Origin of the sequence: Tessaracoccus lacteus (assembly GCF_029917005.1) — a bacterium.
Classification (GTDB): domain Bacteria; phylum Actinomycetota; class Actinomycetes; order Propionibacteriales; family Propionibacteriaceae; genus Arachnia; species Arachnia lactea.
The window spans coordinates 1,212,696-1,227,524 of sequence record NZ_CP123967.1 but is presented as its reverse complement, the minus strand read 5'-3'; the positions used below and the strand labels follow the sequence as shown (position 1 = coordinate 1,227,524).

General features: G+C 66.1%; 10 protein-coding genes and 2 rRNA genes. 5 read left to right on the top strand and 7 right to left on the bottom strand.

Annotated features, from left to right (window positions below; all coding sequences use genetic code 11):
* Nucleotides 1-55 precede the first annotated feature (55 nt).
* Nucleotides 56-1,051 (top strand): YeiH family protein, encoded by a 996-nt coding sequence (locus QH948_RS05520; RefSeq protein WP_281145855.1) that lies wholly within the window; start codon nucleotides 56-58, stop codon nucleotides 1,049-1,051.
* On the opposite strand, the gene QH948_RS05515 is transcribed toward QH948_RS05520, so the two are convergent.
* Nucleotides 1,052-2,749, bottom strand: a complete 1,698-nt coding sequence (locus QH948_RS05515) for a cation:proton antiporter (RefSeq protein ID WP_281145854.1) — start codon at nucleotides 2,747-2,749, stop codon at nucleotides 1,052-1,054.
* Nucleotides 2,750-2,898: 149 nt separating this feature from the next.
* Between QH948_RS05515 and QH948_RS05510 the strand changes: the two genes are divergently transcribed.
* Entirely contained in the window at nucleotides 2,899-3,228 is a 330-nt protein-coding gene (locus QH948_RS05510) for an ArsR/SmtB family transcription factor (protein ID WP_281145853.1), read from the top strand.
* Nucleotides 3,225-4,880 (top strand): SulP family inorganic anion transporter, encoded by a 1,656-nt coding sequence (locus tag QH948_RS05505; protein ID WP_281145852.1) that lies wholly within the window; start codon nucleotides 3,225-3,227, stop codon nucleotides 4,878-4,880. Before QH948_RS05510 ends, QH948_RS05505 begins: the two co-directional genes overlap by 4 nt.
* Nucleotides 4,881-4,977: 97 nt before the next feature.
* Here the strand turns inward: QH948_RS05505 and QH948_RS05500 are convergent, their stop codons facing one another.
* The 4 genes from QH948_RS05500 to QH948_RS05485 are packed head-to-tail and all read right to left on the bottom strand — an operon-like array spanning nucleotide 4,978 to nucleotide 9,128.
* Nucleotides 4,978-6,075 (bottom strand): carbohydrate kinase family protein, encoded by a 1,098-nt coding sequence (locus QH948_RS05500; protein ID WP_281145851.1) that lies wholly within the window; start codon nucleotides 6,073-6,075, stop codon nucleotides 4,978-4,980.
* Entirely contained in the window at nucleotides 6,072-6,878 is an 807-nt protein-coding gene (locus QH948_RS05495; RefSeq protein WP_281145850.1) for a carbohydrate ABC transporter permease, read from the bottom strand. The genes QH948_RS05500 and QH948_RS05495 overlap by 4 nt, the downstream gene beginning before the upstream one ends.
* On the bottom strand, nucleotides 6,875-7,795 hold the full coding sequence (locus QH948_RS05490) for a carbohydrate ABC transporter permease (protein ID WP_281145849.1): 921 nt from the start codon (nucleotides 7,793-7,795) through the stop codon (nucleotides 6,875-6,877). Before QH948_RS05490 ends, QH948_RS05495 begins: the two co-directional genes overlap by 4 nt.
* A complete protein-coding gene (locus QH948_RS05485) occupies nucleotides 7,767-9,128 on the bottom strand; it encodes an ABC transporter substrate-binding protein (protein ID WP_281145848.1) in 1,362 nt (453 codons plus the stop codon). The genes QH948_RS05490 and QH948_RS05485 overlap by 29 nt, the downstream gene beginning before the upstream one ends.
* Before the next feature lie 163 nt (nucleotides 9,129-9,291).
* On the opposite strand from QH948_RS05485, the gene QH948_RS05480 reads away from it, so the two are divergent.
* Both QH948_RS05480 and QH948_RS05475 read left to right on the top strand, forming a co-directional pair.
* Nucleotides 9,292-10,623 carry a family 4 glycosyl hydrolase gene (locus QH948_RS05480; protein ID WP_281145847.1) on the top strand — a complete coding sequence of 444 codons (1,332 nt, stop codon included), beginning with the start codon at nucleotides 9,292-9,294 and terminating at the stop codon, nucleotides 10,621-10,623.
* Nucleotides 10,624-10,851: 228 nt separating this feature from the next.
* On the top strand, nucleotides 10,852-10,992 hold the full coding sequence (locus tag QH948_RS05475) for a hypothetical protein (protein ID WP_281145846.1): 141 nt from the start codon (nucleotides 10,852-10,854) through the stop codon (nucleotides 10,990-10,992).
* 471 nt (nucleotides 10,993-11,463) lie between these two features.
* Here QH948_RS05475 and rrf read toward each other — a convergent pair.
* Both rrf and QH948_RS05465 read right to left on the bottom strand, forming a co-directional pair.
* Nucleotides 11,464-11,580: ribosomal RNA gene (gene rrf / locus QH948_RS05470) — 5S ribosomal RNA — on the bottom strand.
* A gap of 118 nt (nucleotides 11,581-11,698) precedes the next feature.
* Nucleotides 11,699-14,806 (bottom strand): 23S ribosomal RNA (locus QH948_RS05465).
* Nucleotides 14,807-14,829: the final 23 nt, after the last annotated feature.

Below are 14,829 nucleotides of genomic sequence, written 5' to 3'. Positions count from 1 at the left end.
CCTCACCCGGGATCGAGGGCTACCGTCCAGGACCGCGGCCGGTGAGACTGACCCCATGCTGCGACATTCCACCCCCTCCTGGAGACTCAACACCTGGCCGGGACTGGCGCTCTGCGGATGCGGCACGGTCGCGGCGCTCTCCCTGGGCAGGTTGTTGCCGGGGCTGAGCCCGCTCCTGGTGGCCATGGTCCTCGGTATCGCCGTGGGCAACACGGTCCGGCTGCCGGCGTCCTGCGCGCCGGGCATCGCGTTCTCCTCGCGACGGCTGCTGCGCCTCGGCGTGGTGCTGCTCGGTCTGCGGTTGACGCTCTCCGATGTCACGTCCCTGGGCTCGGGGATGCTGCTCACCGTCGCGGCGGTCGTGGCTGTCGGCGTCGCCACCACCACCTGGCTGGGGCTGAGGCTCGGCCTCGGCCGTTCCCAGTCGTTGCTGATCGCCTGTGGCTTCTCCATCTGCGGGGCCGCCGCGATCGGGGCCCTCGACGGGGTCGTGGACGCGGACGAGGAGGAGGTGGTCACGGCCGTCGGGCTCGTGGTGGCCTTCGGCACCGTCATGATCCCGGTGCTGCCCCTGCTGGGCGCCCGATTGGGGCTGGCGCCGGAGTCGACGGCGATGTGGGCGGGCGCCTCCGTTCACGAAGTGGCTCAGGTCGTCGCGATCGGGGCCTCGCTCGGCGGCCCGGCCCTGGCCGTTGCGGTCGTGGTCAAGCTGGCCCGTGTCGTCCTGCTCGCCCCGGCGTTGGCCGTGATCTCCCTCCTGCAGCGCCGCGCCGGCGCGTCGACCGGCGCCCACCCACCCGTGGTTCCGCTGTTCGTGATCGGATTCCTGGCCGCGGCGGCCCTGCGGTCCGCCGGCCTCGTGCCCGCAGCGGTCGTGCCGGTGGCGGCGGAGGCCCAGGACGTGCTGCTGTGCGCGGCGATGTTCGCGCTGGGAACCGGCGCACGAGCGAGGATCCTCGCCCGGATCGGCCCGGGGCCCATCGTTCTTGCCACGCTCGCGACCGTTCTGGTCTCCGGCATCGGGCTGGCCGGCGTCCTGCTCGTCGGCTGACTACTCCGCGACGATCCCGAACCTGGTGGCCTGCGCATCGAGGAAGCCCTGCGCCCTGCGGATGGTCGACGAGCGGTAGGTCCCCTTGCTGCGGGCCTCGAGCAGCGCCTCCTGCCTGGCCTCGGCCATCATCCGCTGTAGTTCGAGGGTCTGCCGCAGCTCATCACTGAGCTCCTCGGTGGCCTTGGTGAACTTCCTGCTGTCAGCCTTGAGCGCGCGCTTCCGCGCCTGCTCGACGATCTCGGCACTGAACCTCGACCCGTCGGCCCGCCTCAGGGCATCGCTGTCCAGGGCATCCAACGTCGCGCGACTCAACTCCTCGACGAGCCGGACGTAGTCCTCGCGCTGCCGGGCCTCATCATCGCCGCGGACACCGAGGGTCCGGATCAGCCACGGCAGCGTCGACCCGTGACCGATCAGCGTCACGATGGCGACGGTGAACGCGATCAGGGTGAGCTCGGAGCGGTACGGGAAACTGTGCGGCAACGACTGGGCCGCCGCCAGCGTGACCACTCCCCTCATCCCGGACCACGCGATGACCGCCCCTCCGCGCCAGCCGAGCATCTGCTCTGTGTAGAACTGCGCATCGGCCTCGACACGGTCCAACCGTCGCTCGACCTGGGCCTTGCGCGGGTGGTCCGGGGCCGCGTCCACCCGTTCCCGGAAGTCGTCCATCCGGCCGAGCAGGTCGCGGCTGCGGTCCTGACGGTTCCGCAGCCACGCCATGAGCGGTATCACGAAGACGCACCGCACGGCGATCAGCACCACGGTGGCGGCCATCCCTATGAGCACCGCATGACCGACGCTCAACCCGCCGTCGATCACGTCGCCGACGAGGTCCATCAGCTGGAACCCCATCAGGAGGAACACGCCGGACTCGAGGATCAGTGAGATGGTGCGCCAGTTCGTGCGCTCCGCCATCCGGTCGTGCGGCGTCAGGTGCTTCACGCTCGTTGAGCCCGTGAAGAGGCCCGTGACGACGACGGCGAGCACCCCCGAGGCACCCAACTCCTCAGCCGGTATGTAGGCGAGGAAGGGCACCACGAACGAGATCAATGAGGTCAGCACGGGGTCGTCGACCGTGGAACGGCCCCAGACGCTGACGGCCCCGACCACGAACCCGACCACCACCGCGACGACAACGGCGTACGCGAAGTCGCCGAGCGCCCCGCCGAGCGAGATGCCGCCCGCCGTCGCGGCGATGGCGGTGCGCATGAGCACCAGCGCGGTCGCGTCGTTGACGAGACCCTCTCCCTCGAGGATGGTCACGAGCCTCGACGGGAGGCCGAGACGCTTGCCGATGCTGGTGGCGGCGACCGCGTCCGGCGGGCTGATGACGGCGCCGAGGGCGACGGCGGAGGCGAAGCTGAGGTCGGGCAGCAGCCAGTAGATGACGGCACCAGAGGCGAAGGCCGAAGCGATCACCAGCAGGACGGACAGTGCTCCGATGGCGCCGAAGTCCCGCCTGAAGTCGGTGGTCGGCATGTTGACCGCGGCCGAGTAGAGCAGCGGAGGGAGGACTCCGATGAGGATCCACTCCGGCTCGAGCGCAACGGTTGGCACGCCCGGCACCAGGCTGACGAGCAGCCCGACGACCACCAGCGCCACCGGCGCGGCGATCCCGAAACGCTTCGCGGCCACCGACACGACCACAATGATGATCACGGCAGCCGCGATCAGCAGCAGAGCATCATCCATCGTCAACCTCCAGTCCCGTGGCACCAGTGTGGCGCGACGGTCCAACCGGCCTACCCTGTGTTCAGGCCACGCCGATATGACGATATGATCATTCCATCAGACCAGGAGGCCCAGTGGATTCAATCGGCGGACAGTTACCCCTCTACCAGGTGAAGGCGAACCTCTTCAAGGGGCTGTCGCACCCGGTCCGGGTGCGGATCCTCGAGGTGCTGGCCGCGGCCGACGAGGCGTCGGTCACCCAGCTCATCGAAGACACCGGGCTCGAGGCCTCCCACCTGTCGCAGCACCTGGCCGTCCTGCGCCGCCACAACCTCGTCGTCTCGGACCGCCGGGCCTCACAGGTGTTCTACCGCCTCTCCTTTCCGGAAGTGGCGGACCTGCTGAGCGTGGCCCGCGGACTGCTCGCGCAGCTGCTGCACACGACGCAGGAGCAGCTCGCCTCAACAGCAGCGCTTCCTGACCTGGGCCAGCAGCGATGAGCACCGCGGCACTCTGGCGCCACTTTGTCGATCTGCTCCCCCACCGGGACGACTACCGCGATGTGAAGCGCACCTGGCGCAGGGACGCCCTGGCGGGCGTCACCGTCGGCATCGTCGCGCTCCCCCTCGCCCTCGCCTTCGGTGTCAGCTCCGGCGCCGGCGCCGAGGCTGGCCTCATCACCGCCATCATCGCCGGAATCGTGGCGGCGGTCTTCGGCGGGTCGAACGTGCAGGTCTCCGGGCCGACGGGTGCGATGGTCGTGGTCCTCGGACCGATCATCGCCAACTACGGGATCCGGGCCCTCGGCGTTGTGTGCGTGCTGGCCGGCGCCATGGTCCTTGCGATGGGTCTGTGCAGGCTCGGACAGCTGGTCTCCTTCATCCCCTGGCCGGTGATCGAGGGGTTCACGCTCGGCATCGCCGTGATCATCTTCCTGCAGCAGGTGCCCGCCGCCTTCGGCGTGGCCGCGGGACCGAGCAGCAACGCGTTCCTCGCAGCCCTCCAGGCAGCCCCCGGCATCGACTGGTCGGTGGCCGGGTGGACGCTGGGCATCGTCGCGTTGGTCGTCGCCATCATGCTCCTCACGCCGCGGATCACGCGGGCCGTCCCCGGCTCGATCATCGCCATCGTGATGGCCGCCGCGGCCGCCGCCGTGCTGCGACTCCCGGTGGCCACGATCGGGGAACTGCCCGACGCACTGCCAGCACCGTCGATGCCGACGGCGGGGCTCGAGACCTGGATCGCTCTACTGGGCCCGGCGTTCACCGTTGCGATGCTGGCCGCGATCGAGTCGCTGCTGTCCGCGCGGGTGGCAGCCTCCATCTCGGACACCGGCCAGGTGCTCGCCGACCGGGAGCTCGTCGGCCAGGGGCTGGCATCGATCGCAGCCGGGTTCTTCGGCGGGATGCCGGCCACCGGCGCCATCGCCCGCACGGCGGTCAACATCCGCTCGGGCGGCCGCACGCGCCTTGCCGCAGTGGTGCACGCAGTCGTCCTGCTCGGCGTCGTCTACCTGGCTAGTCAGGCTGTCGCCACCATCCCGCTCGCCGCCCTCGCCGGGGTGCTGATGGTCACCTCCGTGAAGATGGTGCCGGTACGCGCCATGCGGGTCATCCTCACCTCGACCCGTTCAGCCGCGGCCATCTTCGTCCTCACCGCGCTGGTCACGGTGAGCGTCGACCTGATCTACGCCGTCGGGATCGGCATCCTGGCCGCCGCATTCTTCTCGCTGCGGGCGCTCGCAAAGAGCAGCGGCGTGCACCGGCAGGAGCTCCCCGGCCCGGCGCAGCCTGGCGACGAACGCATCGCGGTCTTCCGGATCGACGGGGCCCTGTTCTTCGGTGCGGCCGAGCGTGTACTCGCGCGCGTCGAGGCGACACAGGGGGTCAGCGTCGTGGTTCTGCGCATGTCGCAGGTGCAGATCCTGGACGCCACCGGCGCGCAGGCCCTCACGGAGCTTGTGACCGCGCTGGAGGGGCGCGGCATCACCGTGCTCATCAAGGGCATCCGCGCCTCGCACATGAAACTGGCCACCCGGGTCGGCGTGATCGACTCGCTGCGGGTGACGGAGCACCTGTTCGACGACCTGGACGAGGCCGTCGCGCACGCCCGCAGCCATGTGGCCCGCGAGCTGGCCGCCGCCGCGGGCTGAGGCCGCCGGTCCACGGGGGGCGACGCCCGCTTCGTGGCGCCCCTCACGTCACCGGCGCTCATGACCGCAGGCTACCCCTGGCCCGGGGATCTCCGGTTCAGCGCAGATCGGGATGCATGCCGAAGGTGGCCTGGGCGCGACGCACGCCCTGCACCCGGCCCGGCGGCAGCAGGTCGGCGAGGAACCCGTAGCGGGCCTCCGTGCGGGCGGCCAGTCCGTCGCCGTGGCGGACCCGTGCCCGGAGTCGGTACCACCAGTCGCTGATGTCGCCCCACCCCGGAGCCGCGAGTGATCCGCCGAACTCCTGCACTGCGAGCGAGGCGGTGAGGGTGGCGAAGCGGAGCCGGATCTCGAGAGGCCAGCCCGCCAGCGTGCCGAGCACGAATCCCGACCCGAACACGTCGCCTGCGCCGGTGGGGTCGACCGCCGTCACCGGCAGGGCAGGGCACCAGCACTCCTCTCCCGTCGCCTGATCCACCGCATGGGCCCCCGAGGCACCGTCTGTGACGACGGCGATCTCGACCAGTTCGCCGAGGGCCCTGAGCGCGGCACGCGGCGAGTCCGTCCGGGTGTAGTTCATCGCCTCGATGGCGTTCGGCATGAACGCGCGGCAGTGCCGCAGCGGCTCGAGGTCGGCAGGGTCCCACCGGCCCGAGTCATCGAAGCCGATGTCGGCGTAGAGGGCCGTGCCCCGCTCGGACATGGCCGCGAACCAGCCTGTCTCCCCGCCGAGATCGACGACGGCGGCGCGCGCCCGGGGTGCCTGGAGGATCCGCTCGTCCAGCGGCGTCGGGAGGTCGTGCCCGTGGGTGACCATCGCCCGGTCCCCGCCGACCGACATGGCGACGGTCAGCGACGTATGGAACCGTGGAAACCGCGGCGAGCTGTCGAGGTCGATGTGCTCCTGGTCGCGCAGGGTGTTCCACATCCAGTCGGCATACGCGTCGTCGCCGAATCCCGCGACGAGGCCGGTCCTGAGCCCCAGGCGAGAGAGGGCCGTCGCCAGGTTGGCGATGCCGCCCGGGCACGAGCCGAGGCCTCCGCTCCAGATTTCCTCCCCGGGGCGTGGCATGCGCTCCAACGACGTGAAGATGATGTCGAAGAACACCCGACCGCTGGTCAGGACATCCAGCGGCGGGTCGTCGGCCCGCCGGAGATCCGCGAGCGGGTCCCAGCGCTCAGGTCGGACGGTCATCTGACGGCCCCTTCCAGCATTCCGTTGATGAAGTACCGCTGCAGGACCACGAAGGCCGCGACGATCGGCGCGGCGATGATCACGCCGGCCGCCGACATCAGCGCGGTGTCCGCGGTGTACTGACCCTGGAAGATGTTCAGGGCGAGCGGCGCGGTCGCCCAGGTCCGCGACGGCGACATGACCAGTGGGATCAGGAACTCGTTCCAGGTCCACATGAACATCAGCACCGCGACGGTGGAGATGGCCGGCACGAGCGGCGGCGCTGCCACCCGCCACAGCGCAGGCCAGCTCGTGGCCCCGTCGAGCGCGGCGGCCTCGATCAGGTTGTCGGGCAGGGCCCGGAACTGCGTGCGCATCCAGAATGTGCCGAACGCCGTCGACTGTGCGATCTGCGGGAGCGCGACCGCCCAGAGCGTGTCGGTGAGGCTGAGTGACTGGAAGGTGTAGAACAGCGGAATGACGATCGCCTCGGCCGGGATCATCAGGCCGAGCAGGAACAGGTAGAACAGCGCGGTGGCGCCTCGGAAGCGCATGGTCCCGAACGCGTAACCGGCGAGGATGGACAGCACCAGAGAGGCGGTGACGACGACCATCGCGACGGTGAGGGAGCGGGCCAGCGCGCCGCCGAAGTCGCCCTGGGCCCACGCGTCGGCGAAGTTCCCCCAGTGCAGCCCACCGGTCGCAACCCCGAGCTGCGGACCGAGCGCCGTCAGGACGATCGTCACGACCGGCGCGGTGGCGAAGACGGCGAACACGATCAGCAGCACGTAGTTGAGCGTCCTCTCCGTCGCCGAGACCTTCATCGGTCCTTCTCCTCGCCGATGCGGCTGACGGCGGCGTTGATGAGGAACACCAGGACCGTCAGGACGACGGCGACGGCGGCCGCCGAGCCGACATTCTTGTGGTTGAACGCGCGGTTGAACACCTCGTAGCTCGGCACCGTCGTCGCCGTGCCGGGGCCGCCCGCCGTCGTCATGTACACCAGATCGAACGTCTTCAGCGCCGCGATGATCGTCAGCACGAGCGCGGTGGCGATCTCGCCGCGGACGCTCGGCAGCGTCACGGCGAAGAACTCCTGCACCGCCGACGCCCCGTCGAGCCGGGCGGCCTCGAAGAGCTCGCGCGGGATGCGGAGCATGCCGGCCAGCAGGATGAGCATGACGAGCCCCGTCGAGAGCCAGAACCCGATGAGGCCGACGGCGGGGAGCGCGAGGTCGGCGTCACCGAGCCAGCCGATGTCGGAGTGGCTCCCCAGCGCGCCGAGCAGCGCATTGAGGGTGCCGTCGGTGGCGTAGATGTGACGCCAGGCCACGGCAACGACCACCAGCGCGATCACCTGCGGCAGGAAGATCAGGGCCCGGAAGATCCCTAGTCCCCTGACCCGGCCGCGGCGCAGCACCGACGCGAGAACCAGCCCGACGGCGGTCGGGGCGATGGCGTAGAAGAACACGAGCACCAGCGCGTGCCAGATCGCGGCGTGGAAGGCGCGGTCGGCGAGCAGATCAAGGTAGTTCTGCGCGCCGACGAACGTCGCGGGGCCGAACCCCTTCCACTCGTAGAGGGAGTAGTTCGCCGTCTGCACGAGGGGGTACAGCATGAAGGCCGCGTAGACCACCAGCGCGGGCAGCAGGTACAGGTACGGGGTCGCCCGGGAAGCGGCGACGGCCGACGGCCGCCTCCGGGCGCGCCGCTCAGGAGCCGACGAAGGCAGAGTAGTCATCCTCGAAGGCCTCCAGAACCTGCTGCGCGGAACGCTGCCCACCGAGGACCTCCTGCAGTCCCTGGCCCGCCGTGTCGGAGAAGGTCGGGGTCGCGTAGTCGAGGTAGGGCAGCAGCGTACCCGTCTCGGACACCGTCGCGAATGCGGTGAAGATGTCGTTCTGGACGCCGTCGGCGGGAGCGAGCTCCGCGGTGTCGTTGACGGGCATGCCGCCGTTGTCAGCGATCATCTTCATCGCCTCGTCCGACGTGATGAAGTCGAGGTAGGCGGCCGCGACGTCGGGATTCTCGGCCTTGGCCGGGATCGAGAACGGGATGCCCGTGCCGCCTGTGGTGACGACCTGGCCGTCGAGGCCGGCCAGGGTGATGAAGTGCAGGTCGTCGCCCATCACGGCCTCCATGTCGGTGGCAAGCCAGCTGCCGCCCGGCAGGAACACGCCGGTGCCCTTGGTGAAGGCCGTCCAGGCGGCGTCATAGTCGGTCCCGTTGGGCGAGGAGCCGAAGTAGCCCTCGGAGCCCCACGTCTCGAACTGCTCCATGGCTGCGGTGTTGCCGTCGTCGAGCCAGGTCGATCCCGCGTTGCCCATGCCGAGCGCGACGATGTCGTCGGCCACGACGAAGTTGCTCTGCAGGGGGCCGAAGACGTGGAGGGCGGGCCACTTGTCGAGGTTCCCGAGCACCATCGGCTGCTCACCGGCCTCCATGGCCGTATCGAGGGCCGTGAGGTATTCGTCCCAGCTCGTCGGCGCCTCGAGGCCGAGGGCGTGGAGCTTGGACTGCGAGTAGAAGATGCCGACGATCTCGCCGGTCTGCGGCAGCCCGTACAGGTTGCCGTCGCCGAAGGTTGTGGCGTCCGACGAGTAGCGGACCTTGCTCAGGACCGAGTCGGTGAACCTGTCGGTCCAGCCGTAGGCCTCCGCGTACCCGGTGAGGTCGGTGAGCTGGCCGGCCGAGACGAACTGCCCCATGTCGCCGCGGGCGTTGTTGACCTGCACGATGTCCGGCACGTCCGTGCCGCCGAGAGCGAGTGTCACCTGCTGCTTGAGGTCATCGGTCGCCTGGCTGGTCCGCTTGATCGTGACGTTCGGATAGGTGTCCTCGAACGCGGCGTTGAGCGCCTCGAGGGCTTCATTCTGTGAGCCGCGGACCTCCTGGTCCCACACGACCAGTTCGACATCCCCGAGGGCTGAGATGTCCGTCGAGACGGCCGACGGGGAGGACGCGGTGGGCGCGGAGCTGGTGGAGTTGTCGCCGGGGGCGCAGGCGGTGAGCGCCAGCACGCCGGCGAGGGCCCCACCACCCAGCACGCGCAGGGCGGGTCGGAACAGTGGCATGGGATCCTCCTGGGTCGGGTGTTTCGTGCACATCCTTCCACTTTTCAAGCATCACCCCGGCCATCGCACGCCGGACCGGGCCAGATTGAGGCCGGCGGCTCTGCTGCGCGCGTCGATGAGTGCGGCGATACCCTTGGCGGGACGTCGACGTGGAGGAAGAGAAGTGAAGCTGGTCATCCTTGGTGGCGGAGGATTCCGCGTGCCCCTCGTCTATGGAGCACTCACGGGCAGCCCACTCATCGACGAGGTGACGCTGTATGACTCCTCGACCGACCGGCTCCGCACCATCGAACGGATCATCAGGCAGCTCCCAGCCGGCCCGCGGGTCACGATCAGCACCGACCTCGCCCGGTCCCTGACCGGCGCCGACTTCGTGTTCGCCGCTATCCGCGTCGGCGGGGCCGCCGGGCGGATAGCGGACGAGCGGGTCGCGCTCGGCCTGGGTCTCCTCGGCCAGGAGACGATCGGGCCCGGCGGCCTCGCGTACGCCCTGCGCACCATCCCCGTCATGAACCACGTGGCGGAAACGATCGCCCGCGTCGCTCCGGATGCCTGGACGATCAACTTCACCAATCCGGCCGGCATCGTGACGCAGGCGATGCGCCGCGTGCTCGGCGACCGGGTCGTCGGCATCTGCGACACCCCGATCGGCCTGGTGAAGCGGGTCTCGCGCCTCCTGGGCGTCGACCTGCAGACCGAAGAGGCACGCGTGGACTACGACTACATCGGACTCAACCACCTCGGCTGGCTCCGTTCCGTCCGGATCGACGGGGTCGAGCGGCTCGGCGGGATCCTCGCCGACGACTCGGCGCTCGACCAAATCGAGGAGGCGCGGCTGATCGGCAAGGACTGGGTCCGCGCGACCGGGGCCCTGCCGAACGAGTACCTCTACTACTACCTGCACACCGAGGAGGCCGTGGCCAGCATCCTCCACGGCGGGCAGACCCGCGGCGAGTTCCTCCACGCGACGCAGGGACGGTTCTACGAGGCCGCCTGCTGCACCGACTCCCCGCTGGAGACCTGGCGCTCCGCGCTCCGCAACCGTGAGGAGACCTACATGGCCGAGGCCCGCGACGAGGACCGTCGCGAGGAGGACGTCGCGGGGGGCGGGTATCAGGAGGTGGCGCTGCGCCTGATGACCGCGATCGCGACGGGCAGCCGGGAGCGCATGATCCTCGACGTCGGCAACGCCCACGCACGGGGTCGGGTCAGCGACGCGCTGCCGGACGACGTCGTCGTCGAGGTTCCGTGCATCGTCGACGGTGACGGCCCCCACCCACAGCAGGTCGCTCCGCTCGCGCTCGACCAGCTGGGTCGGATCGCGACCCTCCGCGCCTCGGAGGCGGCCATCATGGACGCGGCGCTCACGGGTTCGCAGAACCGCGCCTGGGAGGGCTTCAGCATCCACCCCCTTGTGAACTCCCCCGCCCTGGGCGCCAAGCTCCTGACCGGCTACACCGCCGCCCATCCCGAGATCGCGTCGCTCTTCGCCTGAGCTCCCGAGCGCCACCGGTCTGCCCACCGCCAGCAGTTGCAGACCCATCCCGAAAATCGACCACTGCCCGCTTCTCCCCGGACTGCCCCCGAAAACCGCACAACGCCTGCCCAACGTGCTCGCGAGGCTCGAGAAGCGCACCGGTTCCCTTCGCTCCTGGACTGGTCTTCCCACCGAAATCGACCTCCCGGTTGGCTTGCTGTCCGGCATGGGCCGGCCTTCCGCCAGGTGGCCGCGGAGGCCGACGCGGTGACGGTGCTCGCCTACCGCGACCGTGCGCCGGCCATCCTCGAGGCCATGGGCGAGGCACGATCGATCCTCACCTCCCTCGGACGTCACTACCGGCTCGGGGTCGAGACAAGGCCATGACGCGAGGGAGCCCACGCGACCTTCTCCCTGGAGGGGCGACGAGCAATGGACCGCGAGTTGCGGCTGGTCAACTCAGCCACACCGGAGACTCCACCTTCGCCGGCATAGCCATCCACGACCTCGATGGTTGGCGGGAACTCCGGACCTAGCACGCCGATCACCTCCGCTGGACGAGCGTTCTGACCGCCCTGCCCACACGTCAGGAGTCAAACGATGAGCACGACACACTTGTCATCGAGGGATTCCGGGTGTGTGAGCGCTGACGTCGTCGGCGGGCAGGAGGATCTGCTCACCGGGTCCGGTCAAGAAGCTCGCCAGATTGTTGTCCGATTCTCGTGACCGGACCGTCCAGAATCGGGCACTGCCCACTTTTCGATGTTCGCTTCCCCCGGGGGGCGTGTGTCGGAGCATGAAAAAAGAGAGAGCACCCGGCCCCGGGTGAGGGGTGGGTGCTCTCTCTTGTAAGTGTTGGTCCGGCGGCGTCCTAGTCTCCCACAGCGTCCCCGCTGCAGTACCATCGGCGCTGAGAAGCTTAACTTCCGGGTTCGGGATGGGACCGGGTGTTTCCTTCTCGCTATGACCACCGAAACAGTTATTGAACTGTACCACGAACAACCCTCACCCTCACAACCCGGAAGGATTGCGTGCGGGGGTTGTCTCGATCGTTGTTCGAGACATTACACAGTGGACGCGTAGCATCTTTGTAGAAGACAAGCCCTCGGCCTATTAGTATCGGTCAGCTCCACACATTACTGTGCTTCCACGTCCGACCTATCAACCCTGTGGTCTACAGGGGGCCTTACCAGATTATTCTGTGGGAGCCCTCATCTTGAAGCGTGCTTCCCGCTTAGATGCTTTCAGCGGTTATCACTTCCCAACGTAGCCAACCAGCCGTGCTCCTGGTGGAACAACTGGCACACCAGAGGTTAGTCCGTCCCGGTCCTCTCGTACTAAGGACAGCTCTTCTCAAGACTCCTACGCGCGCAGCGGATAGGGACCGAACTGTCTCACGACGTTCTAAACCCAGCTCGCGTGCCGCTTTAATGGGCGAACAGCCCAACCCTTGGGACCGACTCCAGCCCCAGGATGCGACGAGCCGACATCGAGGTGCCAAACCATGCCGTCGCTATGGACGCTCGGGCAAGATCAGCCTGTTATCCCCGGGGTACCTTTTATCCGTTGAGTCCTGGCGCTTCCATGTGCCACCAGAAGATCACTAGTCCCGACTTTCGTCCCTGCTCGAGATGTCTCTCTCGCAGTCAAGCTCCCTTGTGCACTTACACTCGAAACCTGATTGCCAACCAGGCTGAGGGAACCTTTGGGCGCCTCCGTTACCTTTTAGGAGGCGACCGCCCCAGTCAAACTACCCATCAGGCACTGTCCCTGATCCAGATAATGGACCTAGGTTAGATAACCAGAGTGACCAGAGTGGTATTTCAACGATGACTCCACCCGAACTGGCGTCCGGGCTTCACAGTCTCCCACCTATCCTACACAAGTCACACCGATCACCAATACCAAACTATAGTAAAGGTCCCGGGGTCTTTCCGTCCTGCTGCGCGTAACGAGCATCTTTACTCGTAATGCAATTTCGCCGAGTTCGTGGTGGAGACAGCGCCCAAATCGTTACTCCATTCGTGCAGGTCGGAACTTACCCGACAAGGAATTTCGCTACCTTAGGATGGTTATAGTTACCACCGCCGTTTACTGGGGCTTAAGTTCAAGGCTTCACACCGAAGTGTTGACCCTTCCCCTTAACCTTCCAGCACCGGGCAGGAGTCAGTCCGTATACATCGTCTTTCGACTTGGCACGGACCTGTGTTTTTAGTAAACAGTCGCTTGGGCCTGGTCTCTGCGACCCTCAACGCTTTCGAAGCAAGTTCTACTACGTATCAGGTCCCCCTTATCCCGAAGTTACGGGGGTATTTTGCCGAGTTCCTTCACCACGATTATCTCGATCGCCTTGGTATTCTCTACCTATCCACCTGTGTCGGTTTAGGGTACGGGCGGCTCATATCTCGCTCACGAAGCTTTTCTAGGCAGCATAGGATCACTCTAACCACACCACAAAGGTGTGGACACATCATGTCTCAGGCTCAATGAGACGCGGATTTGCCTACGTCTCACCCTACACACTTGACCCGGTATAGCCATACCCGGGAAGAGCTACCTTCCTGCGTCCCTCCGCAGCTTGCCTACTATAAGATCGGATCACAGACTCAACACAACCCCGACGACCCGAAGGCCACCAGAAGAAATGTCTCGCATGCTTAGCATCACTCACCTCGGCAGGGGCGATATTTCGCCGGTCACGGGAATATCAACCCGTTGTCCATCGACTACGCCTGTCGGCCTCGCCTTAGGTCCCGACTAACCCAGGGCAGATTAGCTTGACCCTGGAACCCTTGGATATTCGGCGGACGGGTTTCTCACCCGTCATTCGCTACTCATGCCTGCATTCTCACTCGTGTGCTCTCCACGACTGGGTCACCCCGCCGCTTCAACGCGCACACGACGCTCCCCTACCCATCCAAACAACCTTACGGTCAAAATATTTGAATGCCATAGCTTCGGCGGATAACTTGAGCCCCGCTAAATTGTCGGCGCAGAATCACTTGACCAGTGAGCTATTACGCACTCTTTCAAGGGTGGCTGCTTCCAAGCCAACCTCCTGGTTGTCTCCGCAACTCCACATCCTTTTCCACTTAGTTACCGCTTAGGGGCCTTAGCTGATGATCTGGGCTGTTTCCCTCTCGACAATGAAGCTTATCCCCCACTGTCTCACTGCCGCACTCTCACTTACCGGCATTCGGAGTTTGACTGATTTCGGTAAGCTGTTGGGCCCCCTAGACCATTCAGTGCTCTACCTCCGGTAAGAAACATGCGACGCTGCACCTAAATGCATTTCGGGGAGAACCAGCTATCACGGAGTTTGATTGGCCTTTCACCCCTATCCACAGCTCATCTCCTCGGTTTTCAACCCAAGTGAGTTCGGTCCTCCACGACGTCTTACCGTCGCTTCAACCTGGCCATGGATAGATCACTCCGCTTCGGGTCTAGAGCACGCGACTCAAACGCCCTATTAGGACTCGCTTTCGCTACGGCTACCCCACACGGGTTAACCTCGCCACGTACCACTAACTCGCAGGCTCATTCTTCAAAAGGCACGCCGTCACCCCGAAGGGCTCCGACGGATTGTATGCGATCGGTTTCAGGTACTATTTCACTCCCCTCCCGGGGTACTTTTCACCTTTCCCTCACGGTACTTGTCCGCTATCGGTCACCAAGGAGTATTTAGGCTTAGCAGATGGTCCTGCCAGATTCAAGCGGAATTTCAGGGGTTCCGCCCTACTTGGGGACACTCTCAAGAGTGGAAAGCTTACGTCTACAGGAGTATTACCTTCTCTGCTGTGGCCTTCGCAGCACACTTCAACTTCACTAACCATTTCTAACTCTTCGACCGTTCAACAGCACGGTCCGAGAGACCCCACAACCCCCCAGCTGCAACGCCTGTCAGCTATCACACAACTGAGGTTTGGCCTCTTCCGCTTTCGCTCGCCACTACTCACGGAATCACTATTGTTTTCTCTTCCTGAGGGTACTGAGATGTTTCACTTCCCCCCGTTCCCTCCAACTGCCCTATACATTCAGGCAGAGGTCGCCGGACATGACTCCGGTATTTCAAGGTTTCCCTATTCGGACATCCTCGGATCAAAGCTTGTTTACCAACTCCCCGAGGCTTATCGCAGGTTACAACGTCCTTCATCGGCTCTTGGTGCCAAGGCATCCACCGATCGCACTTAGTAGCTTGTCAATAATCTACAAAGATGCTCGCGT